This window comes from Candidatus Paceibacterota bacterium, assembly GCA_041661305.1.
Lineage (GTDB): Bacteria > Patescibacteriota > Minisyncoccia > Phycocordibacterales > VMEP01 > VMEP01.
The window spans coordinates 36,841-61,765 of record JBAZUR010000003.1 but is presented as its reverse complement, the minus strand read 5'-3'; the positions used below and the strand labels follow the sequence as shown (position 1 = coordinate 61,765).

Genomic DNA, 24,925 nt, shown 5'->3' with positions numbered 1-24,925 from the left:
TCTTTATGTATTTCAGTTCCCCGCGAGAGCGAGATTTCTTTTTATTGATATTTTCATTGCCTCTAAGCCGTCGATGTAAACATCCGGATTATTTCCTGGATATGACTTACCCCAATCTTCTGCGCTCATCCCTTCTGCAATCAATAAAGCCTGAGATAAAACAATTTTCGCTTCCTCTTTTCGCCCAAGATTAATTAGTGCCACCCCTTTTGAGTTTAGAAGCCAGACACTACCCGCATAATACTTCAAACCTTCTTCGCTGGTCGCAAGAGATTTTTCATAATTCCCTTTTTTAAAATAAATCCAAGCCAAATCATTGTGACCAGCCCAACTCTCCGGACTCCATTTAAGAAATTCTGTAAAATCTTCTATCGCCCCATCTAAATTATTATCGTACCCATTAATAAGCCCCCGAACATAATATGAACGCTTAAGATCTGGATGTAATTCTAGCTCTTTATTGATTTCATATCTCGCTAAAGAGAGCTCATTTTTTATAAAATAAACTCGCGCCAACTGGTAATGTAGCCCCTCCAAAGAAGGCTCTAGAAATAACGCCTTCTTGTAGTAACTTTCAACTTTTTTTAAATCGTAGGCACCTTTTCCAAAATAATAATTACCGATATCAAAAAATAGCTTGGGGTCATTTTGCTCCAGTGCACTTGCAATGCGTTCACAATGAAAATTGTTCCATATCAACCACGCAGACTTATTATTAAAAACAGAGACAAACAAAACAAAAGCACTTATTGCCAGAATAGTCGCTGAAATATAAAAATTATTTTTTATATTTTTATTCACTTTGATAAATAATACCACGAAGTTACTTTTATTTTTTAGGCAAAAATGAAAACAAATTTAATAACTATGGGAACGGATGTGGGTATGGATTTAATTTAAAATTATCAACGCCTTTATATTTAGCGAATTGTTTCAGCCTATCGCTATCGAAGGTTCCATATTTTTCCACCAAAAACAGAGGGAAACAAAAAGGGATAAACGCTTGGGCCACTTGAAAACCAAGCTTCTCCATTGCTTTATTTTTAGGGAAATATATAAACGGAGTATATTCACTTCCCAACTTAGAGAAAACATTTTTGAGAAAAGTTATTTCATCTTTAGTTTCTAATACAAGGTTATTGTCATTTTTATACTCAATAACATCACCAGATATAAACCATTCAAAAAGTTTGACCCATTCCTCTCCTTGCCACATCCTTATTCTCTCTTCTCTGTCTATTTCGCTTATAAAAGGCTTAACATCACTAACCTTAGTACCACTTTCATTTTTATCAAGATTAAAAACACACTGCTGAGCCTCTTCTAGTGCTCTCTTGATTGCAGTATGTAAATCAATACCAGCGCCACCAGAGACAGCAACTGACTTCTTATTCAAATTATTTTTTCTCACAACCACACAAGCCGAGGGTATTCCCACGTTGGTTGTTGTGTCTAAAACATAAGCACTAATACCAATACTGTTAAAACCTTTAATATATAAAAATAAATCTTCTGGTAATGATTCATTTGATATAACTTTTGGGGCTATTTGCGTTAACCAATGTATTAAAAATGAATCTCTTTCTATATATTCTAATATCGAATTCTTAATAACATCCTCTTTTGAAAACCCGCCCGCAGAACCGCTTGTAGTCGGGTTCATGGTTATTATGTTTCTTTTGCGTCTCCATGAGGTAATGTTTTTTGGGATCAAAGCAACTTCACTGGTTAAAAAATTAAAGCCCTTAACCCACTCCATTTCTTGGTCATCATCTACTCTCAAATCTTTAAATAAATCCTTTTGTTGTGGTAAAAACCTATGGTATACAGGCGGGTAAAAAATATTTTTATATTTTGTTTTTAACTCATTAAACGAACCAAAAATAAAATTATTATTTTCATCGCGAACACCAGAAACAGCCCTTTCTATTAATTCTCCTATGGTTTTAGAAAGTGCTATATCGCTTTCTTTATGATGTCCTGTACTTTTTACCAAAAGTACCTCTCCGTTAAAAAGGTGCGAAACGTATATATTAATACCCCAGTAAGAAGCAGAGCTTAACTTAATAACCCCCGACAATATTTTATTTCTTTTCAAGAAATTAATAATTATGTCATATGCGGGACTATGGTCATGCGGATATTTAATATAAATATCCTTAAACCAAGAAAATTTTAAAAACAATGATAGTAAAAAAATATGAAATCTGTCACCAACACCAAGTGGTAACTTCCATGGTCCGTTCTTTTGCATTTGGCGAATATCATTAACGTAATCTTTTGCCAAAATATACCCAGGTGAATTAAATAAATTATTTTCCATAAAATTAAAAAGACATCGCGTAGACCAGGCTCTCGCTATTGCCGTCTATTTTAAGTAGTGATTCTACTCTTACATCATTAGACGACCCAATTGGTACAAAAACCAAATCATTTTCTACACCAGAGAGCAATATATTCTGACCAATGTGCCCGGCTTCTAATAACATATAACGATACCCCCGACTGCCATATTTGCGCGCAAAACGATCAAAAACACTGGTCATGCACATCATACCACTACCAACAGTCGCCCATTTGTCGCTTTGGTAAGAAAGTATGTCTTCTTCTGAAAAATTTTTTTGTTCAATCAATTCAAGCTGATGATTCTCTACACCATAATGATACACACCGGTCTTTAACCCTTCAGCCTCTTTAAATAGCAAAAAATACAATTCAATTGAATACCTGCCACCACCAGACGGGGCCGTTCTGTGCGTGGATCCATCTTTCCTTTTTATTTCTCCACAAGCACACTTTAATATTTTTGATATTTTTTCTAACGTAACAACATTACTAGATAGTGACTTACGGTCAGATGTTCTTTTTTGCAGAATTTCAAAAAGTTTTGTGTCTACGTTATCCGCAAGTTTTATTGGATCAAAAAAAGAAATTTTTTTGTACTCCACAATTTTCCAACTTTCTGGCCACATTGCCATATCAGCAGGAATTTTTATTAAACCACCCTCTGTTTTATCTTTAGTTAACCTGTGAAAAAATTTATATAAAAATGGTCTCATTTCGTGCTTATAGTACTATAGAATTATACAGCCACACAATTTGGTTTTTGTGACCACAAAAATTGTGATTATCTACAATAAAAAAAGGGGGGGGCGTTAACGCCCCCCCTCTCTCGTCTCTCCTAAAAAACATAGACCCTCGTCTGTTACTGGGCAACTTTCTTGAAAACGCCGTTGTTCTTGCCACCGGAAGGATCGTGGTAGTTTGCCCAAAGCGTATCGCCGTGATTTTCGAAGACACATGTCCCCGTCCTGGCTTTGCTACAAAGCCAGGACATCTTGTCGGCCTTGATTTCTGCACCTTCGTATGGCCATGCTTTCCCCGTATTTCCTCCGTAGGCACCCTTGGCGACACAATTTGTATCAACTTCAAGAACCTGCAGGCGCATTTCGCCGTAATTGCCATATTCCCAGCGACCTACCCAAGCCCCAAGAAAGGCGGCGCAGTTGGCCGGAATATTTGCCGCTACATCCGACTTACCTGCGTCACTCGCGTCTGCCGCCAGCTTCGTTTGTGCAAACGAAGCGCCGACGAAAACGAAGAGCAAGGCGATCAGAGTAAAAACAGTTTTTTTGAAGATCTTCATGGCACCCTCCTGTAAGTTTGAGATTAATCCTGGTGCGCGATGTTCTGCTACCTCTTTTAATTACACCATATTAGTAAAAATAATGCAAACCAACTAATATCACTATTAGCTTCGTGTTCTATATTAGTCTGTATTTACTTAAAATCAGCTTCTACCCACCCGTTATACATCAACCAAGCCTTAAAATCTGGAACCTTACTTGCAAGTAATAAGGCATTTCTTTTACTATAAAGATCCAACCTTGTGTAACTAATTTCTTTTGGTTTTTGTTCAAATCTTGATTGTATAATTTTTCTAATAACACTCCCCTTGTAAGAATTGGGTTTTTTTGTATCGAAATTAAGAATTGGAAGCAGTGCTATTTTTATTTCCTCAGAAGTACTTGAATCGAGTATTGCTAGTGTTGAGGCATTAACAAGAGAAGTAAAAATATTTAATTCCAACACAAAACGAGCAGAGTAATCCATAGCAAAATCAAAAACTTCTCGTGAGGTTTTTGTTGAGGTTGCTTTAACTCCAAGTGCTTCAAGGTATCTTAAGGCTGAAGCATACTGATTTAGACCAACCAAAATATCCCTGGACGGCATATCGTCTGAGGTTAATTTACCATCAAGTATTTTTTCCACATCACCACCAGACATGTTTAGAAAATCTAATGATTTTTTTAAATCACGGGACACATCTTTGAGGCGACTAGCCTCGCCATTTTCCTCCATTTCTTTTGTTAGTACTGTTTTAAAGTATAGATTTCCAGCATACTGATTAGCCGCCGTTGCTAAAGTAGCAACATCTGCATAACCGTATTTATTTAGTACTTCAACGTATGCAAGGTACGCATAAAAAGCGGAATAAGTATATATTGATGGCAACTTCTTTTCTTTTATCTGTTCAAATACATCTGGATAAATACCTTCGGCCTCTTTAAGAAAAGATAGTTCCGGGTGACTTTCTATGTAATCATAAATTTCATAGATATTCCCACCATTATCAAAAAAACGATGCGTTATAAAATATATGGCAGATTTTGTCTCCCCACTATTAACGCCACTCTTAATATCTTCTACGAATGAGTTCTGAAGCCCTGAAGGGTTATTTTTAAGCAAACTCTCATAATAATCCTTATCTTTTTGGAGCAAGCTATCATAGTAAGCTTTATCCCTTTCCAAAATCTTACCTGCTTCTCTTTTTTCAGATATCATCTTAACGCGATAAAAACCTTCATAAGAAGCCATAAAAAATACAATGAAAGTAAGTACGTAAATTGATACTTTTCTATAAGAAACCTTATTAGGTAAATTATCTTCTTCGGTAATTATAATTTCTTCTTTTTCGTCCATAATTTAAAGAATAAAAACTGCAAATCTAAATATTAATCACCGCACCAGCCTGCGTCATTATTTACTAGAATCCACTACCACCGTCACCACCGCTACTACTACAATCACCACCACTGCCGCCACCATCACCACCACTGCCGCCACCGTCACCGCTACCAGCGTCCCCCGCGCTACTGCCGCCAAAAATATCCGCGCTTGTCGCAGGTATATCAGCCTTAGCGATCGGAGCAAGCAAGGAACTGTTTTTTGAGTAATTTGAGTTTACATAACCACCAATAGTCCCGAGTATTCCAGTAATAAGAATACTTAATAAAAATGATGTTTTCTTTTTTGCTTTCTGAATCATGCTACAGACAATGATATCACTAAAATACACCTATCGTGTGGATAACTATGTCTTCCTGTTGGTTTCCCTAATCCTCGTATATAAATGTTACCTGTTTATTTATTTTTGTGACTCTCGCCCATTAATTTTCCTCTCTAATTTTAATTCCTAATAATTTAACTAATAACATGAATATTATAAAGCGGTATTGACTTTTAATGTCGGTTGTTGTACCATGAAAGAAGCTTCGATCTATTGTAAATCTAGTATTTCAATACAACACAAGGAGGTTCGTCATGAATATCATCAAGCTCGTGTGTGCCTTCGGCGCTTTTATTTTTCCGCTTTTTGTGTCTGCGGAGGAAGTGCCGGCCACTTTAAACCCGGAACCGACCAAGGGGCTCGTGGTAAAAACGTGCAAAACCGGCTACTACGTGCGCGAAAAGCCGGAATGTCTTACAACGGAGTTTCTTGAACGCCGAGGCGAGGACTTTGTTTTTTTGGTCCAAGAAGAAGGTGGCAAAGAAAAGAAGGAAACCATCTTCAACAAGGACCTCGGCACGAAGGTTCGCCCGTTCCCGTACGCAACCTACAAACCGCACTCCTACTTCTTGCAGTTTCCTATGAAAAACGGAAATAGCTGGAAGGGATCGTTTGAGCAAGAAAGCTCAAACGGGCGGGTTCAGAAACGCACGCGAAGTGCAGAGGTTGTAGGATACGGCGACATCAAGCTGCCTGGCGGGGTATTCAAGGCCTACGAAATTCGTGCCACAAACCAACTAGCTGAAGCGTTCCGTCCGGCGATGGAGAAATACTTCTACTGTCCGGAGCTGGCGATGATTTGTTCGTACGAATCGCCGGAATTTGACCTCTACCAGGTCGTGGTTGAAGTACGCAAGACGAACTGACCACCACCGTCAGCAAGAAACAAATTGCCCAAGGCTAATAACCCTGGGCAATTCTTTTTATTACCGATAGTCTTTTACCATCAAAAGCTCCACCCTAGCTCGGATAGTAGCTTCTTAAATTTTGGATCAAAAGACGCTAAAAGCAAGATGTCATCTTTGACTGTTCCTTCGATATTTTTCTGGTTTTTCAAAAAAACAAACACATCGGTATTTTTATACTTATCGGTATTATAAAGGTTTCCCAACAAGGTACCTATCTCACTAGTCTTTCCTTTGCCGTAAACCCTCGCCAAAAAAACTGCGTAATTATAATAAGTAAAACCTTCAGTTGAAGTTAAGTTATATAGCTTCGAATATACTAATGATCTTTCAAACAAATCTGCCGGGTTTCCAAAAGACTCATCTCCAAACAAATACATTTTCATGGAAATAATACCTAGCCTATTTAAAACAACTGGAATTCTTGGAGCATTCGTAGTATTTTCTATGTCCTTTATGCCTTTATTGGCAAGATTTAATTTTTCTCTAATAACCACTTTCATAGAATCTATTTTTGCTTTTGTTTCTTGGTCCTCTAAACCACTATTCTTTATTCTCACTAACTCACTAGCGTACCACTGAGCAATTCTAGCCTCTGATAGTGGTAATGGGTAAAAAGTGGTGCCATACTCAAACAACTTCCTCATAGAAAGTTCTTTATCTTTCGCCACCAGAAAGCTTTGGTATGGTTCCTCGTTAAAAATAGAACTAAATAATTCCTGATCATATTTTGAATAATATTCATTACCCATAGCCTCAACAGCGTAGGCTCTAGTTATATTCGAATAATCAGGATTCCCTACTACCTCTTTAAATATTTTTGACCCTAAGTCAAATTTCCCCAATCTATAATACAAACGCCCGAGACTAATTTTTATTATTCCTTGTTCTTCTGCTGTACCAGCAACTCCTATAGCTTTCTCGTACTCCAAGATGGCAAGCTCATTGTTTCCTTCATTTCTAAGCTTGTCAGCGTTAGCCCAAAATTCATTTTCTTTTACTAGAACATCTCTCTTTAAAGAAATGTTTTTATTCTTATTTAATTCCTCGGTTAGAAATTCATTAGAAAACTTTGACTCTTTCCCAATATCTTTATAAAAAAAATAGTAAAAAAGATAACCAGAAAGAACAACAAGTGCACCAAGAAGTAAGTAAATCAAAAAAGCTAACTTTTTATTTATCATTATAAATTAAATATATTATCTACTTCTATACTTGTTTAGAGGTTAACCGCAATCACCTCCGCTACCACCACCGTCACCACTACCACCGCTACCACCATCGCAACCACTACCACCGCCACTACCAGCATCAACACCAAGAGCACTTTCCCCAGCGCTACCACCTTCAAAACCAGTACCACCAAACGGCGAAGGAACATCTGCCTTAGCAACAGATACAAGGAAAGAACCGTCTTTTGAGTAATTAGAATTTACATAACCACCAATAGTTCCCAAAATGCTTGTAACCAAGATGCCTAAAAAAAATGATGTTCTTTTTTTTGCTTTCTGAATCATGTTGTTATGTAGTATTAAATTTACGAAACCTCACATGGGATAACTACCGACGAAACCTTCTCTTTATCAAGAATATCTTTAATTTCGTCTAATGCACGACTAGAAACAATAGGTAAGCCATCCGCCAACCATTTTTCTATTCCCCCATCAATTCTTTGAAGGTTAAGGAATCCATGATGTTCCAAATATCCATAAGCTACACCAGAGGCTCGCCCACCACTACAAATAAGAACTATTTGCTTACCTCTCTTTGGAAGGTTGTGCCTTTCGTCATAAAGAGTGTGTAGTGGGATATTTATAGAACCCTCAGCATGAACGGCGTTGTACGCCTCTCTCGGCCTTACATCAACAAAAACGAAACCGTCCTTATTCTTAAGAAACTCTGTATAAAAAGCTTTTGGATCAACGTCTTTTATCGTTGGCTCAACAATATTTAGATTTTTTAATGGTGTTAAGTAAACAACCAATATGGTTACCACCACAGACGAAAGTGCAATTACTATTTCTTTTATTGAGATATTCATAATTTTCTAATTGTACCACTAAAAATCACTTGCTGTGTGGATAACTACAAGAGATTACGTGACTTTTTAAGTCTTGTTGCTCCAATTAACACATGAGCTGTGGCGTCAATCCAAACAGCTTGATTTAAGTAATCATGGCGAAATCCTCCTAGGATTTGTTCCTTTATGTCATTTTTCACAAAAAAAGTGTTATCTTCTATGTATTGCATATCAATAATCCACGTTATAACTTTTTCAATTACATCTATATTTTTCTTTTGATTCAAACACAACACTTCAAATATTTTCCCCGTACCCCTTACATACGAAAATGTTGTATTAACTTTGCTTGGGAAACTCCCGTCACTAAACTGCTTCGAAATAAACCAACTTTCAATTTCTTCCGATTTTTTTATAAGTTCAGTGTTTCCTGCCCTCTCCCCAATTTCGCGAAGCAAGTATATTAGTTCGGGGTATCTCGCCAATTCTAAGCTCGAGTTATTTTCTTTAATCTTTTTTTGATAATCAGCTAAAACAATTTCTGTAAACTCTTTTGCTTTCATTAAAGAAACGTCATTCCCTTTTGAAATATCGATTAAATGATGGGCGATTTGCGAATATAAAATTGGCTCGTATTCCAAATTTAAAATAATACTAGCAATAACTTTATTGCTCTTTTGGACTTCTTCTATTTCCCCTAAAGAGAGCGCCAACCTTCTATAGTATATAAACGAAAGACAACGAGAATATGCAGGTAGACAAGAGTGGCTGTATAAATTGTCCCTAAGGTACAAAAAACTTTTCTTTGCTGATTCCTCGTAGGCACTATTTCCTTGTTTCCTCCCCCATTCAAAAAGAGCCCAAGACGACAAGGCGAGGCGAACCCAATCTACCTGAGTTGCCTTTCCTGTAAGTGGGTTTATAACCGGGGGAATATTGCCATCTTTTTCTTGTATTCTACAAAGAAAATCTGCACTCTTGTCTGCACCTTCATAAAAATAGTCTAGAAGCTTTTTGTCTCCCACCTCAGTCAAACTACTTCTTAAAACAACTGGCCCCTTAAGTGCTAGCGGGGTCTTTTCTACTGACTCAACAAAATTATCAACCTCAAATATTTCGACTGAAGCTTCTGGTAAGTAAACTTTTGGAAATCCAATCTTTTTTTCAATAAGGTTTATTAAAAAATCATCCAGCCCATTAAATGTCAGGCAGTTAAAAACAGCTGGCAAAAACCAACCAGTTTTTCCTTTCACAGACATCACATACCCTTTTTCCGTGTAGATATCATTATCCCTTTTCTCTTTTTCCATAAGCGGTAAGCGCAAACTAGAAAGTATCGCAACTTCAATCGTTGTATTATCTAATTCTTCCAAAGAAAGAGGCTTGAATCTCTCGTCGCGACAAGCACGAATCGAAGCTTCCTCAATCGCCTCACTAAGTGGCAAGTTTTCAACAATGCGTGACCCACGCAATTCCCCATTAACCCATAGCGCAACATCAACACTCGCATTATCCAAAAATCTTTCTGATAAATTTTTAGATAAAACTTTTTCTCGATTCCCTGTTTTTAAAAAAACTTCAAGGGTTTTTCTTGCATAACCAAGTGCTTCTTTTTTCTCGTCTTCATTTAAACCAAACCTGATTGGAAAACTACTACCATGGTACATTTCTTTATTTTCCCAAACCTCAAACTCGTTCGACAAAAAAATATCCTTCCATGAATCTGTGTTACTTAAATTATTTTTTTCAAGTGCTCCTTGAAGTCCTTTTGGTTTACAAAAAATAAAGGAGATCTTTTTTTCTTTATTTTTAGAAAAATTGTCTTTCAAAAATCTTTCCTGATGTGGTAAGTCAATAAAAACACTTCTATCTTCTAATGAATTTTTTACAAGCCACGTAGAAAAAGAGTTGATTTGTTTGAAGTAATAAACCTCATAGAGCTTTTCCAGTATGCTAAAGTTGGTTAAAAACATATTTTCGTGAATTGAGTATAATTGTATATATCAGGACATTTATTGTAAATTTGCATAAAAAACACAGAAAATGGAATCGTCACAATTAAAACTTAAAGAAGTAATAGAAAAAGAGGTCTTCATAACAAAAAAAGAAGCAAGGAGTGTTGATCAAAACGGCACAGAAACTGATTGGATTTTTGATTTTAGAAAAGTACTTCTTGGTGCGGAAATTCTCAATATAGTAAGTGAATTATTTTGGGAAAAATTTAAAAACGAACATCCCTTTCAAATTGGCGGTATCGAGGTTGCTTCAATCCCTCTCATAACAGCGTTTGTTTTAAAAGTAAGGGAAAAAAATAAAATATCTAATGGATTTTTTATACGAAAGTCTCGTAAAAAAAGTGGCCTTCTTCGAATGATTGAGGGTGAAATTTCCAACGATAAAATTATTTTGGTTGACGATATTATTAATAGTGGCAAAAGTTTTATTCGGCAAATTGAGGTTATTGAATCACTTGGTAAAAAAGTAAGCGCTGTTTTTGTTATTTTAAGGTTTCGAGATTTACCATATTACTCCTATCTCACGGAACGAGGAATAAAAATTATTTCCCTTTTTACCCTTGAAGACTTTGGGGGCTCGCTTGGTGTTTCTAATTTGATTGATAAGACCGAGCTTCCCGTTCCTACTCCTTTTAAGATTGACTGGTATTTTAAAAGTGAAAAACCAAACTATTTCCTAGTTACCGCAAAATCAGCGCCAGCTGTTGATAAAGAAAAAATTTATTTCGGCGGAGACAATGGAGTATTTTGGGCGTTAAACCAAATAGACGGAAAGGCTGTTTGGGATTATAAAATTTTATTAGGGGCTCAGAAAAGAAAGGCCTTCTCTTCCCCTGTTGTTTATAAAGATGTTGTTTATTTTGGGGCTAATGATGGTAATTTTTACGCACTTAATTCCTCTACTGGCAAAAGAAAATGGGTTTTCTTAGAAGCAGACTGGATTGGGTCATCTCCTTGTATTGCAGAGGACATCGGTGCAATTTTTGTCGGTCTTGAGTTTGGTTTATGGAAAAAACAAGGAGCCCTTGTTGCCCTAGATTCTTCTTCGGGGGAAAAAATGTGGGAGTTCTCAATGTCTGATTTTACTCAATCTTCACCTGCTTATTCTTCTAAACTAGGAATAGTGATTTGTGGGTGTAATGATTTTTCGGTATATGGTCTTGATGTTAAAACAGGAAAACTTCTTTGGACATTTAAGACGGAGGGTGAAATAAAGGGGTCATTTTCCTTCGATGAAAAACTTGGGGTTGTTGTCTTTGGTTCATTTGATTCATGTGTATACGTTTTAGAAACTAAGACCGGCAAGCTAATTCATAAAATAAAAACGGATGAGGCAATATTTTCTACCCCTACAGTTAATGACGGCTTTGCTTATGTATCCTCTCTTGATAAAAGTCTGTACTGCATAGACTTAGATAAAGGAGTGGTTGTTTGGAAATTCAAAACAAATGCCAGAATTTTTTCTTCCCCAGAAATAATCGACGACAGTGTTTACATCGGATCAAACGATGGAAGACTTTATGAACTCGATCTTAAAACAGGAAAAAACACAGCATTTTTCCAGGCCACAGAAAGAATTACAGATAAAATAGCATTCAACAAAACAACAGGTAGAATATTTCTGCCAACTTTTGCTAATGAAATATATTGTCTTTCTAAAAACAAAAAGCCTGAATAGATAACTTTAATTAATCGAGCTTCCGATTTTGCTTACTAATTCCGTGATTAAAACACGCTCTTGTTCTCCAGTATCACGATTACGAATTGTCACGGTATCATCCTCTAAAGTGTCAAAATCTATAGTCACACAAAAAGGAGTGCCGATTTCATCTTGTCTGCGATAACGTTTACCAATATTACCGTTGTCGTCAAAAGAAACACGAGAAAAATCTTTTTTAAGCATCATGTAAACCTCCTCCGCTTTTTTAACAAGCTCTGGTTTGTTTTTCAAGAGTGGAAATACTGCAACTAAGGTCGGGGAGATATTTGGAGGCAACTTTAAATAAGCGCGTGTCTCACCGCCAAGCTCATCTTCTGTATAAGCACTTGAAAGAACCGCAAGTACCGTACGCTCGACACCAAACGAAGGCTCAATAACGTGTGGGGTAAATCTTTCTTTTGTTTCTTCATCATAATATGACAAATCAGTACCACTACCCTTTGTATGTGCACTCAAATCAAAGTCAGTGCGATAGGCTAAACCATAAAGCTCTTTTCTACCAAAAGGAAAATCAAATTCAAAATCAATTGTTCTTTTTGAATAATGTGCACGGTCACCATCGCCCACCTCAAGCTCGTGGACACTATCTTCTTTTATACCAACTTCCCTAATCCAATCTTTCATCTCTAGACGAAACTTTTCAAACGAATCTTTCCATTCGTCTGGCTTAACAAAATATTCAATCTCCATTTGCTCCAACTCCCTCACACGAAAAATAAAATCTCTAGGAGCAATTTCGTTTCGAAATGCCTTCCCGATTTGCGCTGTTCCAAAAGGAAGTCTTGGGTGGAAACTATCAACAACATTCTTAAAATTAACAAACATTCCGCCAGCAGTTTCTGGGCGAAGATAAACTGCGGAAGATTCGTCCTCTGTTGCTCCGATGTTTGTCTTAAACATCATATTAAATTGCCTTTCTCCACCAAGCTTTCCACTGCATTCTGGACACTTTTCCCTATCCTCCAAAGTATCTGCACGAAATCTTTTTTTACATTTCTCACACTCAACAAGCGGGTCAGAAAAACCAGATAAATGTCCGGAGGATTCCCATGCTTTGGGGTTCATCAAAATGGCTGCATCAATACCGTACATATTTTCCTTTTCCTCAACAAACCTCTTCCACCACAAATTCGTAATATTTCGTTTTAGAGCGACACCAAGTGGGCCGTAATCCCAAGTCCCCGCAAGGCCTCCGTATATTTCTGAGCCTTGATATATAAAACCGCGTCGCTTACAAAGCGACACAATTTTTTCCATGAGACCATCTTCTTTCTTGTTGTCTGCCATATTATTTGACGATTATATCATCTCCCCGCTTAAATGCTTGGTCGCTATTTAGGGTAGTAGTTAGGGCTGGAATCGAACCAGACACATCATTTCCAGTAAACTCATCATTGCCACTATAGGTTACAACCCCAGTCAAAGGAGCATTTCTTCCGACTTGCCCAAGCGATGGTCGGAATCCAATCTTAAAGGAAACCTCCTTCACCGGTTTCGTAAAACCAACACCTGATTCTATTGAACCGATATTCCAAACAACCTCTCCAGTTTTGTCGTTAAACGTCACTTGTTCGCTCTCTGGATACACCACGCCAACAAAACGAATATATGAGGGTAATGTTGTCTTAACAACCGCACGAGAAATTCTATTGGTTGAATTCACCGCAGTCAGAACAATAGCGTAGGTTGTTTCTTCTCCAACTTGTGGGGGTAGCTTCCCTTCGTTACTAAATGGAGCTCCGTAATACAAAGCCCTTGGCGTAACTTGAAAATCAGAACTAATCTTAATTATAGTTTTTGCTTGAGATGAAACAGTTTGTCCACCACCCATAGAGGTATCGAAAAACTCCCCGTAAACATTTACTGAAACAGTGATTTCTTTATTTGGAGAATAATCACCAGAAGATATTGATTTTGGAGAAAAAGAGAAACTCATGCGACCGCCATCACCAGGCTGTATTTCTCTAAGTTCGTTTAAGCTATTTCTATCCCAACTAATAGTATTGTTTCCTGAATTATAAAATCCACGGTCAGCAATAATTGTCGATGAATCTACTGAATCACCAGTAAACACGACTTCAACGCGAGCATTCATAATTTTAGTTGGAAGATTGTTTTTCCAAATAATCTCGCTCTGCACCACATTGCGCGGTGACACAGAGATAGTGCTTCCCTCTTTACCATTCACCAAAAGCTGTGCGCTTAAAAACGGGCGCTTAATTAGAACTGATTGAAATGCGGAATTATAAACTACTCCTATTTTTTGTTCATCTCTAGTGTCTTGCTCTCCAGTATAAATACGAAATGTTCTTTCTTCCCCGTCCTGTCCACGAATAACGCCAAGTACTGATATTTCTTTGGAGCCCCCTTTATTGAGATCTCCGATACGCCAGACATTATTACCAAAAGTTGGTTTTGGTTCAGCGCTCTTATAATCAAACCCGGCTGGATATTCAATTCTCAATAAAAGATTACTTACCCCCTCTTCCGAATTTGAAGATGCTTTTACGCTAAACTTAAAATCCTGGTTATCGCTTCCTTCCTCTGGAGCATCAACCAAAAGACTAACGGGAGCCGTGCTTATGCGGACCTTGTAACTAGTTTCTTTTGTGAACACTGCGTTAGAACCAGCGATTCTGTATTCAAGAGTAAATTTTATTTCTTTATCTCCACCTTCTTCTCCAAAAAGCTTAAATCGTTCTATTCTTTCGATTGATCCACCAGACCTTATTTCTCCAAGTGTATCTCTAAGGCGCTCAACGTCTTCTGTATCTCCCGCCCCAGCACCTTTTGGATACTCAATGAGCAAATCCGCAAGCTCAAGCGGAGTGGCATTTCCATTTCGAACAACGACCTGAAGTGCAAGCTCTTCTCCCCCAGCAACAAATGACGGTCCTGCAATTTCAATATCGATATTTTTTGAAGAAACAATATTTCCTCCAACAAAAAAAGTGTAACCGGCGTAAACAGCGGAAATTACAAAAAAAATTAATGACCCTAAAAATATTCTTTTAAACATAGATGGTGGTTTTTTATCTTCTACAACAGCGGTCTCTTCTACTCCAACCTCTTCCTCTGCCCACTCATTATTTATTCCATAACTTTTCTCTTTGAGAACCCCTGGGCGAATAAAACTTTTCCCTTGGGCCGAGGGGCTGTAAAGCTTCTTTGCGATACGATCAATAGTACTAAAATCCTTATTTTCTGACATCGGAATATTATATCACGCCCTACAAATGCGTCTCCTTGAGAGACTTATTGATTTCTTTGAATAACTTATTTTTTGAAAGCGACGCCAATTTAATCTTTTCTTCATCTATAACCCCTTCAAATATTTCAGCGGGAACACTTTCTTTACCCCAGTAACCAAGGTGTTTAAGAATACGCCCAGCCATAACTCCTTCAAGTAAAAGTAAGTCACTAAGATTAAAGTTTTTTTCTTTTATCAAATCAACGAATCTATTAATTTCTTCAAACAACGGCAAGTTGCGTTCTTCCCCGTGCAAAAGCCTGCGCGTAAGTGAGAAAATACGCGCAAGAACTTTTGTCTTTAATGCCCCATATTCAAGGAATGAAAATTTCTCTGAAACAGGAAGAGCGTCTACCACCCTCCAAGTATTCTTCCCAAAAACCAAATCAACATTGCATCTAGAAAAATCCTGCAAGCGATATCTCAGTTTTGATTTATCTAACCTAACTCCTTGTGCTGTCGCGAAAATCAATCCAAAATCTTTTGTTAAAAGATAAAACAACCTATTCGCTTCTCCTAAATTCATTCCCCCTAAAACAATACTTTCCGTTGTGTATCTGTGATAAGACATGTTATCTAACCAACCTTAAGACAAAAGACATCTCATCAAAAGAAACTTTTTCACCATCGACATCAGCCAAAAACTCAACTTCTTTTACTGTTGCTGTTTGCTTAATTTGGTTCAGCCACTTATTCACAAGATTTTTACCCATTTCCTCTGTCACAATTTGCAAGATAACAATATCTTTGGGGTTTAGTTTTTCCTTCTTCCTTAGCTCTTGTACCGCACGAATAAATTCACGCATCTGCCCCTCTTCTTTTAGTTCGGGGGTGATCTCATTACTAAGCATCATAGAACCTTTTTCGTGTGATTCTTTAACAACAACCTCCTTAACGTTTACTTCATCTTTAATTAATTCATCAAAAAATTCACCATCCTGAGATGATACTTCAAGTAAAGATAGCGGTTGTCTAACTTTAATCGCATACGAAGCACGTAGAGCAAGTGCTTGTTCAACAATTCTTCTTGTATTGAGCATTTTCTCAATCAGATTTTTATCAACAGACCCCCCTTCTGGCCATTTCTCCAAATGAACACTTTCTTTGTCTTTATCGGTTTTAATTTTTTGATATAAATCTTCCGCCACAAAAGGTGTAAATGGGGCAAGAACTTTAGACAATTCTTTCAACACAAACAGGGTTGTTTCTAAAGCAACCTTTTTATCATCAGGGTTTTCATCATTCTTAAAGCGTTCGCGAGAACGGCGAATATACCAAGTCGACAAATCTTCTATGAAGTCGTTAATCGGTCTTGTTGCCCTATCAATCTCATATTTATCCATCCCTTCGGTCACTTCGTTTTTAAGTTCGTTTAATCTCGCGAGAATCCACAAATCCAAAACATTCTTACTTCTATCGCTTGCTTCAATAGTTTCATCGGCATACAACGCATAAAAAGAATAAACATTTTCAAGGCGAACAATAATCTTTCTATATATCTCAGAAATACCAGCTTCGGAAAGATTCAAATCCTCAGCGCGCATAATCGGAGAGGAAAGCAAATAATATCGAAGTGCGTCTGCTCCATATTTTTCTACAACAGCAATTGGGTCAGGATAATTTTTTAGGCGCTTAGATATTTTCTTGCCGTCTTCGGCCATCACCATCCCATTCACAATCACGTTCTTAAACGGCGCTTTTCCAAAAAGAGCTGTGCTTAAAACCAATAGTGTGTAAAACCACCCTCGTGTTTGATCCAAACCTTCAGCGATAAAATCCGCAGGAAAATTATTCTTAAACTCATCCTTATTTTCAAAAGGATAATGAAACTGAGCGTATGGCATTGAACCAGACTCAAACCAGCAATCGAAAACTTCGAGCACTCGATTCATTTTTCCACCACATTCACAATTTAGTTTTACTTCATCAATATACGGTCGATGAAAATCAAGATCACCTTCTTTGTTTCGTGGTATAGACTCAAAAACCATTTCTTCTACTCCTGCATTTTTTAAGAAGTCATCTCCTCTTTCTTGTTTCATTTTAACTGACTCACTAATCGACAACCCCTTTGCCATTGTGAAAAGCATCCACGCTGTATATTCATGGGTAACAATCAAAATATTTTTTCCTTCATATTTTTCCTCCGCTTCTGAAACAGCCTCAAAAACTCTTTTCTTTAAATCCTGCAAACTCTCACCTTCTGGTGCTTTTTTAATAAACTTCTCTTCCAAAGAAGAAAAATATCCATGATACTCTGCGGTGGTTTTTCCATTAAACGCGCCGACGTTAATTTCAGCCAATCGTGGATCAAAAACAACATCTTCGTTTTTCAAACCAAGCTCTTCGGCAAGAACCGTAGCAGTTTGCCGAGTGCGCATAAGTGGAGACGAGATAATCAAATCAATATTTTCTTTCTCTAAAGAATGCGCACTTTCTTTAACCTGACTTATTCCCTTCTCGGTTAGATTATCAACATCACTTTCTTTCGTTTTTGGCGTTCCACTCACATTGCTCTCTGCCTGCCCGTGCCTTATTACAAAATATTTATTTTGCGAGAGTGGAGACATTTTTTTAATATCCGAAAGAGAGCCGACCACAACCGGCTTCTCGCATTTCTCACATTTCCACACTGGAATTGGCGCTCCCCAAAAGCGAGCGCGGGATACCGCCCAATCCCGTGCTGATTCAAGCCACTTACCAAAACGATTTGCGCCGATTGCCTCAGGCACCCAATGAACTTTTTTATTTTCTAGAACGAGTTTATCTTTAAATTTAGTCACTTCAATAAACCACGAACTAGAAGCGTAGTTCAAAAGCGGAGTTTCGCATCGCCAACAAAGTGGGTACGAGTGAACAATTTTTTCTTTTGAAAATAGGGTTCCTTTTTGAGCAAGGTGTTTAATTATCTCTATATCAGCAGATTGAGTATCCCCTTTTTGTTTAACATAGCTACCAGCAAAATCTTTTACCTCAGACTTAAACTGTCCGTTCATTGAAATGTGCTGAACAAAAGGAAGCTTCTCTTTAATTCCAAGCTCCATATCTTCCGCACCAAAAGCTGGGGCTTCGTGAGCAATACCAGTACCACTATCTGCTGTCACAAAATCAGCATGGTAAACCTTCCAGCCGTTCTCGTGATTTTTTATTGTCTTATCGTTGTAATAATAATCAAAAACTGGAACGTATGATTTGCCAACTAGTTCAGAGCCCTTGAATTCTTTTTCTATTTTATAAGTAGTTTTAAAAACAAAATCTAATCTCTCTTTCGCAACAATATAATTCACACCTTCGTTCTCAACTTTTACATAATCAATATCTTTATTCACCGCAATCGCGACGTTCCCTGGCAATGTCCATGGTGTCGTTGTCCACGCCAAAAGATAAGTCCCTGGCTCATCGACTAACTCAAACTTCGCAGTTACAGAAATATCTGTCACATCTGTATAGCCATCGGCTACCTCTGACTGAGCAAGCGGTGTTTCGCAACGTGGACAAACATACATAATTTTATGTCCCTCATAAACAAAACCTTTATCGTGAAGTGTCTTAAACGCCCACCAAATAGATTCTGTGTAGGTCGCATCCATTGTTTTATAAGCGTGCTCCATGTCCACAAAACGACCGAGTCTTGGAACAACCTCTTTCCAATTGGAATCAAAACGAAGAACCGCATTCTGTGCCGCCCCATTAAACTTATCGATACCATATTCTTCAATATCTTTTTTATGACCAAGATTTAATTCCTGCTCAATCAAGTTTTCTATTGGAAGACCGTGGCAATCCCAACCCCATTGCCTACGAACATAATTACCACGCATTGTTTGGTAGCGCGGAATAGCATCTTTTATTGTTCCAGCTAAAACATGTCCGTAGTGTGGCTCCCCTGTCGCAAAAGGTGGCCCATCGTAAAAAACAAACTTATCATTAGTTTTTTTCTCTAAAGTTTTCTCGAAAATTTGGTTTTCTTTCCAAAACTTAAGAATTCTTTTTTCGTTTAGGGAAACTTGTGTTTCTTTCTTTTCTTCTTCCATATCTTTCTTATATTAGCATTACATCTTCTCGGGAGCAGAGATTCCCAAAAGTGCCAATGTTTTTGCCAAAACTGTCCGTGTCGACTGCACAAGTTCTAATGCTCCTTTATTATATTTATCTTCCTCTATAACACGAACATCGCGATAAAACTGAGAGAATAATGAGGCCAACTCGTAAGCATATGTCGTCAGATGGTTAACCTGACAATCCTCTGTAGTTGATTCAACCATTTCCGAAAACTGAATCAGTTTCGTCGCAAGCACACGTGCTGATTTATTCTCCAAAACAGCAGAGAGTGATGTATCGTTTTCAGTGAGCGCGGAACAATTTACAACAATGGAAGCCATTCTTGCGTGCGCATATTGCACATAAAATACAGGATTTTTTTCTGAGCGTTCTTTCGCTAGTGCGACATCAAACTCCATGTGGGTATTGAGCGCGCGCTCATTGTAAAACCAGCGCACAACATCTAGGCCTATTTCATTTACCAAATCTTCAAGCAGAACAACATTGCCTGCACGTTTGGACATCTTTGCCACTTCCCCATTTTCTTTAAGCGAAACTAACTGGGTAATGAAAACCTTAAAATCCCCCTCCCAACCGAGCATTTTTTTAATAGCCATCATTCTCATTACGTGACCGTGATGATCCGCCCCCCAAACATCAATTACCTCTTTGTGCTTTCGAGAAAACTTATCTGCGTGATAAGAAATATCTGAAAGAAAATAAGAAAATGTCCCGTCACTTCGGAGCACGACTCTGTCTTCATCGTCGCCATACTCAGTTGTTTTTGCCCACCAAGCTCCTTCTTTTTCATAAACAAAATTTTTCTCTTTTAGCTCATCGAACATCTTTTGATTTGAGCCACTAGCTCTTAGTTTCCCGTCTTCGGAATACCATTCATCAAAACGAACTCCAAGTTTTTCTTCAACAAAATCTCTGTTCTCTCTTTGTATTAATGTGGCTAATTTAAAACCAGCGTCCACTTCACTCATCTGCAAAAAATCATTTTGCTCAATAAGCGCAATTGTCTTTTCGGTTTTGTATTGTTCCCCTACTCCTAGAGCCAATTTGCCAAGCTCCTTGATTTGATTACTCTCACGAGAATCATTCACATAATATTCACGGACAACATCTCCTCCTGCGAGAGAGAAAATATTTGCCAAGCTATCTCCATAAAAAGCCCCGCGCCCATGACCTAAATGCAAAGCACCAGTTGGATTAGCAGAAATAAACTCAATATTTATTTTTTTGTCTTTTATAAAATCAAAACCTTTTTCTGTCGCCTCTATAGTTTTTGAGAGTTCTTTCAATATTGCCTCAGACGAAAGAGTGAAATTTATAAACCCAGGGCCGGCTATGTTTATTTCACTTACGACTTCATTAAAATCTTTATCTTCTTTTAATTTTCCAATAAAAATCTCCGCTACTTCTTTAGAGGTTTTATTTTCAGCTTTTGCCACCATCGCAATATTGGTCGTGTAGTCACCATAGCGATTATCTGCTGAAATATTAAAAGAAATTTCTCCACTCTCTGGAAAAGTATCTTTGAGTACATAGTTTAATTTTTCTCTCAAAAAATGAATCACCATAAGGCGATTCTAGCATGACTAATTGTTTTTAAGAATCGGTGTTTTTTTTGTTTACGTGTATTCAAAACATTATTATATTTCATGAAAAAATCCGTGTCGCCAGCTGGCAAACACGGATTTTTACTTGGTTGTCTTCTAGGCCAAACCAAGCTCTTCCGAAACAATACTCCAGACCTCTTCGTGAACTTCTTCGGGTTTTCGGTTGGCGTCGACAATAACTGCCGTACTACATTGCCTCGCAAAATCACTAAACCCATCACGAACACGCTCATGATATTCAATCGGACGTAGGTCGAAATGGGTCTTCGTGCGAGCCGAATCGCCCGCCATCCGTTGATATGCAACCAGGGGCGGAAGGTCAAAAAACACGTAAATGTCGGGACCGTTAGAGCGCAGTGGCGAATGGCGAAAAATATCTTCGCGCAACCGCCAAAACCTCTCCTCCAGTGCAAACCTCTCCTCGCCGTAAATCTGGAAAGCGAAAGTGGAAGAATCACCACGGTCAGAAATTACTGACTTTCCGGCCAAAATTGCCGGAAACACCAGTTTTCTCATGAGCTCTTCACGAGCGGCAAGAAAGAGGAGCATGTTGTTGAATGGTGTTGATTCCTTCGCGAGTGGGCCGAGAATTACCTCGCGAATTACCTCCGCAAGTGGCGTTCCCCCAGGTTCTCGAGTAAAAACAACCCGCTCGCCATTATGAATACCGTGGCGATCAAGACGTTCCCTGAGGAGATCCAGCTGAAGACCCTTGCCTGAACCATCCAGTCCATCAAAAACGCAATAAATAGGATTCATTTTTGCACTCCTCCTGATTGAAAAAACAAAATTTCTATTACAAAACTAACACTTTCAAAATATAAAAGAAAGCCACCGCACCTTTAGGGTGCGGTGGTGAATCACTATTATTTAAAGTGCTTGGAGAGTTTAGGCCCAGACTGCACTGTGTAATTTGAAACCGGCTTGCTGTCGTAATGCTGGTCGGGCATTTCTGCCATTTGCTCGAAACGGATTCTGGCTATCGGTTGTCCGTGCCGAACGAAGAGGTCTTCAAACGGACGAACTTCCAAAGTAAGCGGTCGCCCTTTTCCTTCGCCATCTTTTCCGTGCCCCCATCCGCAATCGATGTACCCCGCGTAGTGCGCACGGAAATCACCGTTTCGTGAATCCATGTCGCGCATTTCGCAAGCAAACTCTGGCGGAACGTGTATTGCCTCTGCGGTTGAGAGGATAAGAAAAGACCCCTGCCGCAAATGCAGATAGCCGTTTTTTGGCCTATAAATTGGCTCAAAAAAATCTGCCGAATCATGCGAGGCTTTCCCTTTCGAGAAATCGAGAATACTGCCTGACCCACGACACACGTACCCAACAACTTCTTGGGAAAGATCGAGTGTTAGAACGATTGAGCCGTCGTTGTAGCGAACTTGCATCTCGCTATACTCATACGGCCGGCCGTCCAAATGATAAAGTAGCTGATGCCTCGCAAACTGATTCTGGAGCTCAAACTCCGAAAGGCGTGTGTCGGAAAAAAAGAAACGCGCCTGACAAACCGCCTCCCCCGCCGGAAGAATCACCGGGAAAGATTTCGGAGTGATGAGTACCCAGGCTTCACCACAAAAACCACCTGGTGCCATTGCGTCAAAACTTGGAACCCCATCGGCCATGACCCTGACATGCAGGTCGTTTCTGCCGGTGGTCGACTTTGGGTTGCAGTACGAGTAGACCATTGTCGGCAAATGAAAATACTGTTCAAGGCGGACAAGATATAAGACTCCGCATTCCATTGGGTTAGAAAGATCGTGAACCGAAACATTCAGATGACTTATCAGGTCACGAACTTTTTCTCCTGGCCTCGGCAAAAAAACACCAGTCACCCTGAACGCCTCTTCGGACAGCGTTAAATCAAGTGACGCTGGGTTTATCAACTCTTCTCTCGTGACAGAGGTGATCATCCCGGAATCAATCATTTCGCGAATCTTTTGGCGCGGAAGCGCGCCTTGAGCCTTATTCATGGAAAGAACCCCTCTGTGTAATTGAACTAATAAACTTTTACCATGTAGTGCATAAAAAAGAAAGCGGTGGCAAATGCCACCGCTTTTGATCAAACAAGCGAAATCACACCTTCCAGTATTCCGGAACGAGAGACCCATCAACTTCCTTGAAGTCACCGAAGAGTTCCGGCACCTGGGCGATCATGATCTTGCCCACTTTCTTGAAGACGTGGACGATCTCTTCTTCGGCGCCAGCATCGGTACGCAAAGCGATCACGTGCCGAAGGGCGCGCAAGTTAAGCGACCAAACACCGCCAGTGGCAATCCCCATGCCAATACCACGCCGAAACGCCGAGGTGAGAACCTTCTTCGCATGGAACGTACTCTCGGGCGACAACTCTTCCTTCCAGATGTCGGCGAACGTTGCCATCATCTCCTCGTCGCCCTCGAAAGCCTTGGTGAGAAGCTCGCGGCTCAGCAGCTTCTTGCGAAGGAGCTTCTCCGTGTCTTCCGACTCATCGCGAAAACACTCGGGCATCCAAAAACGGACGTTGGTATAACGGATGTATCGCATGCTCCGTTCCGAAATACCGACACCGGCGCGATGGCGATTCATCTCGCCAGTGAAAACCCTGGAACAGCCGTTGATACCGAAAGTGAAAACACAGTGCTCAAGTACAGATCCGTGCCGTTGCGCAAGAACGTTGTCGAGATACTCGACCATATCCTTGCGAACCTTGTTGACGTTCGGGTTGAGCCCGGGCTGGAAAGCCATGTAGCATTGCTTAGCGGCAAGTGCCACAAGAAGCGCCGGCTCAGAAACGGCATCTTCGGTGGGGATTTCAAATTCATCGGCCCCCATCTCGTCAAGCCATGCACGAACCGCTTCACGGTCAACCTTGGTGCTCGCGAGAACGCGGACTGAAATCTCATCAAAACTCTTTGCCATTTGATATACCTCCTCGAAAAATTGAAAAATTACAGGAACCTTCTACGACAAAACTATACTCTTTGAAACAAAAAGTAAAGACCGCTATTTTTAGCGGTCTTTACTTAAAAATCTATTATTACTTAACTTCGATTCCAGCAGAACGTGCTGAACCTTCGATTATCTTCATTGCTGCCTCGATATCGTTTGCAGTCAAATCTGACATCTTTTTCTCGGCGATTTCACGCAATTGCTGTTTTGTAATCTTTCCAGCTTTTGTTACTGCCTGCTTGCCGGAACCTTTTTCAACACCAGCTGCGCTTAAGATAAGTCCTGTTGCAGGAGGAGTCTTAACAACGAAATCGAATGTTCGGTCTTCGTAAACACGTACGACAACTGAAACTTTTTCTCCTACGTTTGCTTTGGTTGCGTCGTTAAATTTATTAACGAAATCTCCAATATTAACTCCAGCCTGTCCCAAGGCGGGTCCAAGTGGTGGCGCTGGGGTTGCTTTACCAGCTGCAATTTGTAACTTTATTTTTTTTGTTATTTTTTTTGCCATACAATTTTATTTATATTTTCTTTACCTGAAGGAAATCAAGTTCTACTGGGGTTTCGCGACCGAACATTGAAACAAGAACCTTAACCTTACCGCGCTCACCGTCAACCTCTGAAACACGCCCTTCGAGCTCTTTAAATGGTCCGTCGGTGATAATGACCATTTCCCCTTGGGTTAAGGTAATCGTGTGCTTCACCGTATCAGATTTCATGCGAGCAAACAACCCATCAACTTCTGCCTTATCAAGTGGCACTGGAGTTGTTCCTGCACCAACGAATCCTGTCACTCGCGGAGTGTTACGCACTACATACCAAGAATCATCTGTTACAACCATGTCCACGAGAACATATCCGGGGTATATTTTTTCTTCTGTCTCAACACGCTTCCCTCCTTTTATTTTTATTTTCTTTTCAATAGGAACAATGATATTAAAAATCTTGTCTTCCATTCCAAGCGATTCCACGCGTTGCTTTAAGTTACGCATCACTGCGTTTTCATATCCTGCGTACGTGTGTATTGCGTACCAACTTCTATCTAGATTTATTTCTTGCTTGGCCATG

General features: G+C 39.1%; 22 protein-coding genes. 2 read left to right on the top strand and 20 right to left on the bottom strand.

The window, feature by feature from the left end:
- Nucleotides 1-12 precede the first annotated feature (12 nt).
- From WC724_03490 to WC724_03465, 6 genes are all read right to left on the bottom strand, one after another.
- Nucleotides 13-801, bottom strand: a complete 789-nt coding sequence (locus WC724_03490) for a hypothetical protein (protein ID MFA6078051.1) — start codon at nucleotides 799-801, stop codon at nucleotides 13-15.
- 64 nt (nucleotides 802-865) lie between these two features.
- Entirely contained in the window at nucleotides 866-2,323 is a 1,458-nt protein-coding gene (locus WC724_03485) for a YcaO-like family protein (GenBank protein ID MFA6078050.1), read from the bottom strand.
- 4 nt (nucleotides 2,324-2,327) lie between these two features.
- Nucleotides 2,328-3,059, bottom strand: a complete 732-nt coding sequence (locus tag WC724_03480; protein ID MFA6078049.1) for a SagB/ThcOx family dehydrogenase — start codon at nucleotides 3,057-3,059, stop codon at nucleotides 2,328-2,330.
- Between the two features lie 146 nt (nucleotides 3,060-3,205).
- Nucleotides 3,206-3,646, bottom strand: a complete 441-nt coding sequence (locus WC724_03475; GenBank protein MFA6078048.1) for a hypothetical protein — start codon at nucleotides 3,644-3,646, stop codon at nucleotides 3,206-3,208.
- A 134-nt stretch (nucleotides 3,647-3,780) separates the two neighbouring features.
- Complete coding sequence (locus tag WC724_03470; protein ID MFA6078047.1) at nucleotides 3,781-4,983, bottom strand: hypothetical protein; 1,203 nt, start codon at nucleotides 4,981-4,983, stop codon at nucleotides 3,781-3,783.
- A 64-nt stretch (nucleotides 4,984-5,047) separates the two neighbouring features.
- Nucleotides 5,048-5,329 (bottom strand): hypothetical protein, encoded by a 282-nt coding sequence (locus WC724_03465; protein MFA6078046.1) that lies wholly within the window; start codon nucleotides 5,327-5,329, stop codon nucleotides 5,048-5,050.
- A 275-nt stretch (nucleotides 5,330-5,604) separates the two neighbouring features.
- Here WC724_03465 and WC724_03460 point away from each other — a divergent pair, with 275 nt between their 5' ends.
- The gene (locus tag WC724_03460) at nucleotides 5,605-6,216 is read left to right on the top strand and encodes a hypothetical protein (protein ID MFA6078045.1); all 612 of its coding nucleotides are present in this window, start codon (nucleotides 5,605-5,607) and stop codon (nucleotides 6,214-6,216) included.
- Nucleotides 6,217-6,296: 80 nt separating this feature from the next.
- Here WC724_03460 and WC724_03455 read toward each other — a convergent pair whose 3' ends face one another.
- The 4 genes from WC724_03455 to WC724_03440 are packed head-to-tail and all read right to left on the bottom strand — an operon-like array spanning nucleotide 6,297 to nucleotide 10,248.
- Nucleotides 6,297-7,439 carry a hypothetical protein gene (locus WC724_03455; GenBank protein MFA6078044.1) on the bottom strand — a complete coding sequence of 381 codons (1,143 nt, stop codon included), beginning with the start codon at nucleotides 7,437-7,439 and terminating at the stop codon, nucleotides 6,297-6,299.
- A gap of 42 nt (nucleotides 7,440-7,481) precedes the next feature.
- Nucleotides 7,482-7,772 carry a hypothetical protein gene (locus WC724_03450; GenBank protein ID MFA6078043.1) on the bottom strand — a complete coding sequence of 97 codons (291 nt, stop codon included), beginning with the start codon at nucleotides 7,770-7,772 and terminating at the stop codon, nucleotides 7,482-7,484.
- 20 nt (nucleotides 7,773-7,792) lie between these two features.
- Nucleotides 7,793-8,296: a rhodanese-like domain-containing protein gene (locus tag WC724_03445; protein MFA6078042.1), complete on the bottom strand. Its 504-nt coding sequence runs from the start codon at nucleotides 8,294-8,296 to the stop codon at nucleotides 7,793-7,795.
- Nucleotides 8,297-8,340: 44 nt separating this feature from the next.
- Nucleotides 8,341-10,248 carry an AMMECR1 domain-containing protein gene (locus WC724_03440; GenBank protein MFA6078041.1) on the bottom strand — a complete coding sequence of 636 codons (1,908 nt, stop codon included), beginning with the start codon at nucleotides 10,246-10,248 and terminating at the stop codon, nucleotides 8,341-8,343.
- 70 nt (nucleotides 10,249-10,318) lie between these two features.
- Here WC724_03440 and WC724_03435 point away from each other — a divergent pair, with 70 nt between their 5' ends.
- Entirely contained in the window at nucleotides 10,319-11,968 is a 1,650-nt protein-coding gene (locus WC724_03435; protein MFA6078040.1) for a PQQ-binding-like beta-propeller repeat protein, read from the top strand.
- A gap of 6 nt (nucleotides 11,969-11,974) precedes the next feature.
- Here WC724_03435 and WC724_03430 read toward each other — a convergent pair whose 3' ends face one another.
- The 10 genes from WC724_03430 to nusG form a co-directional block, all read right to left on the bottom strand.
- Entirely contained in the window at nucleotides 11,975-13,297 is a 1,323-nt protein-coding gene (locus WC724_03430) for a glycine--tRNA ligase (GenBank protein MFA6078039.1), read from the bottom strand.
- Nucleotide 13,298: 1 nt separating this feature from the next.
- Nucleotides 13,299-15,221: a hypothetical protein gene (locus WC724_03425; protein MFA6078038.1), complete on the bottom strand. Its 1,923-nt coding sequence runs from the start codon at nucleotides 15,219-15,221 to the stop codon at nucleotides 13,299-13,301.
- Between the two features lie 19 nt (nucleotides 15,222-15,240).
- Nucleotides 15,241-15,831 carry a recombination protein O N-terminal domain-containing protein gene (locus WC724_03420; protein MFA6078037.1) on the bottom strand — a complete coding sequence of 197 codons (591 nt, stop codon included), beginning with the start codon at nucleotides 15,829-15,831 and terminating at the stop codon, nucleotides 15,241-15,243.
- A gap of 1 nt (nucleotide 15,832) precedes the next feature.
- Nucleotides 15,833-19,294 (bottom strand): class I tRNA ligase family protein, encoded by a 3,462-nt coding sequence (locus WC724_03415; protein MFA6078036.1) that lies wholly within the window; start codon nucleotides 19,292-19,294, stop codon nucleotides 15,833-15,835.
- An 18-nt stretch (nucleotides 19,295-19,312) separates the two neighbouring features.
- Nucleotides 19,313-20,887 (bottom strand): arginine--tRNA ligase, encoded by a 1,575-nt coding sequence (argS, locus tag WC724_03410; GenBank protein MFA6078035.1) that lies wholly within the window; start codon nucleotides 20,885-20,887, stop codon nucleotides 19,313-19,315.
- Nucleotides 20,888-21,022: 135 nt separating this feature from the next.
- Nucleotides 21,023-21,685, bottom strand: coding sequence for a dTMP kinase (gene tmk, locus WC724_03405; protein MFA6078034.1), 663 nt, complete (start codon nucleotides 21,683-21,685; stop codon nucleotides 21,023-21,025).
- A gap of 107 nt (nucleotides 21,686-21,792) precedes the next feature.
- The gene (locus tag WC724_03400) at nucleotides 21,793-22,899 is read right to left on the bottom strand and encodes a 2'-deoxycytidine 5'-triphosphate deaminase (protein MFA6078033.1); all 1,107 of its coding nucleotides are present in this window, start codon (nucleotides 22,897-22,899) and stop codon (nucleotides 21,793-21,795) included.
- A 103-nt stretch (nucleotides 22,900-23,002) separates the two neighbouring features.
- Complete coding sequence (thyX, locus tag WC724_03395; protein MFA6078032.1) at nucleotides 23,003-23,827, bottom strand: FAD-dependent thymidylate synthase; 825 nt, start codon at nucleotides 23,825-23,827, stop codon at nucleotides 23,003-23,005.
- A 118-nt stretch (nucleotides 23,828-23,945) separates the two neighbouring features.
- Entirely contained in the window at nucleotides 23,946-24,368 is a 423-nt protein-coding gene (rplK, locus tag WC724_03390; GenBank protein ID MFA6078031.1) for a 50S ribosomal protein L11, read from the bottom strand.
- A 10-nt stretch (nucleotides 24,369-24,378) separates the two neighbouring features.
- A complete protein-coding gene (nusG, locus tag WC724_03385) occupies nucleotides 24,379-24,924 on the bottom strand; it encodes a transcription termination/antitermination protein NusG (protein ID MFA6078030.1) in 546 nt (181 codons plus the stop codon).
- Nucleotide 24,925 lies beyond the last annotated feature (1 nt).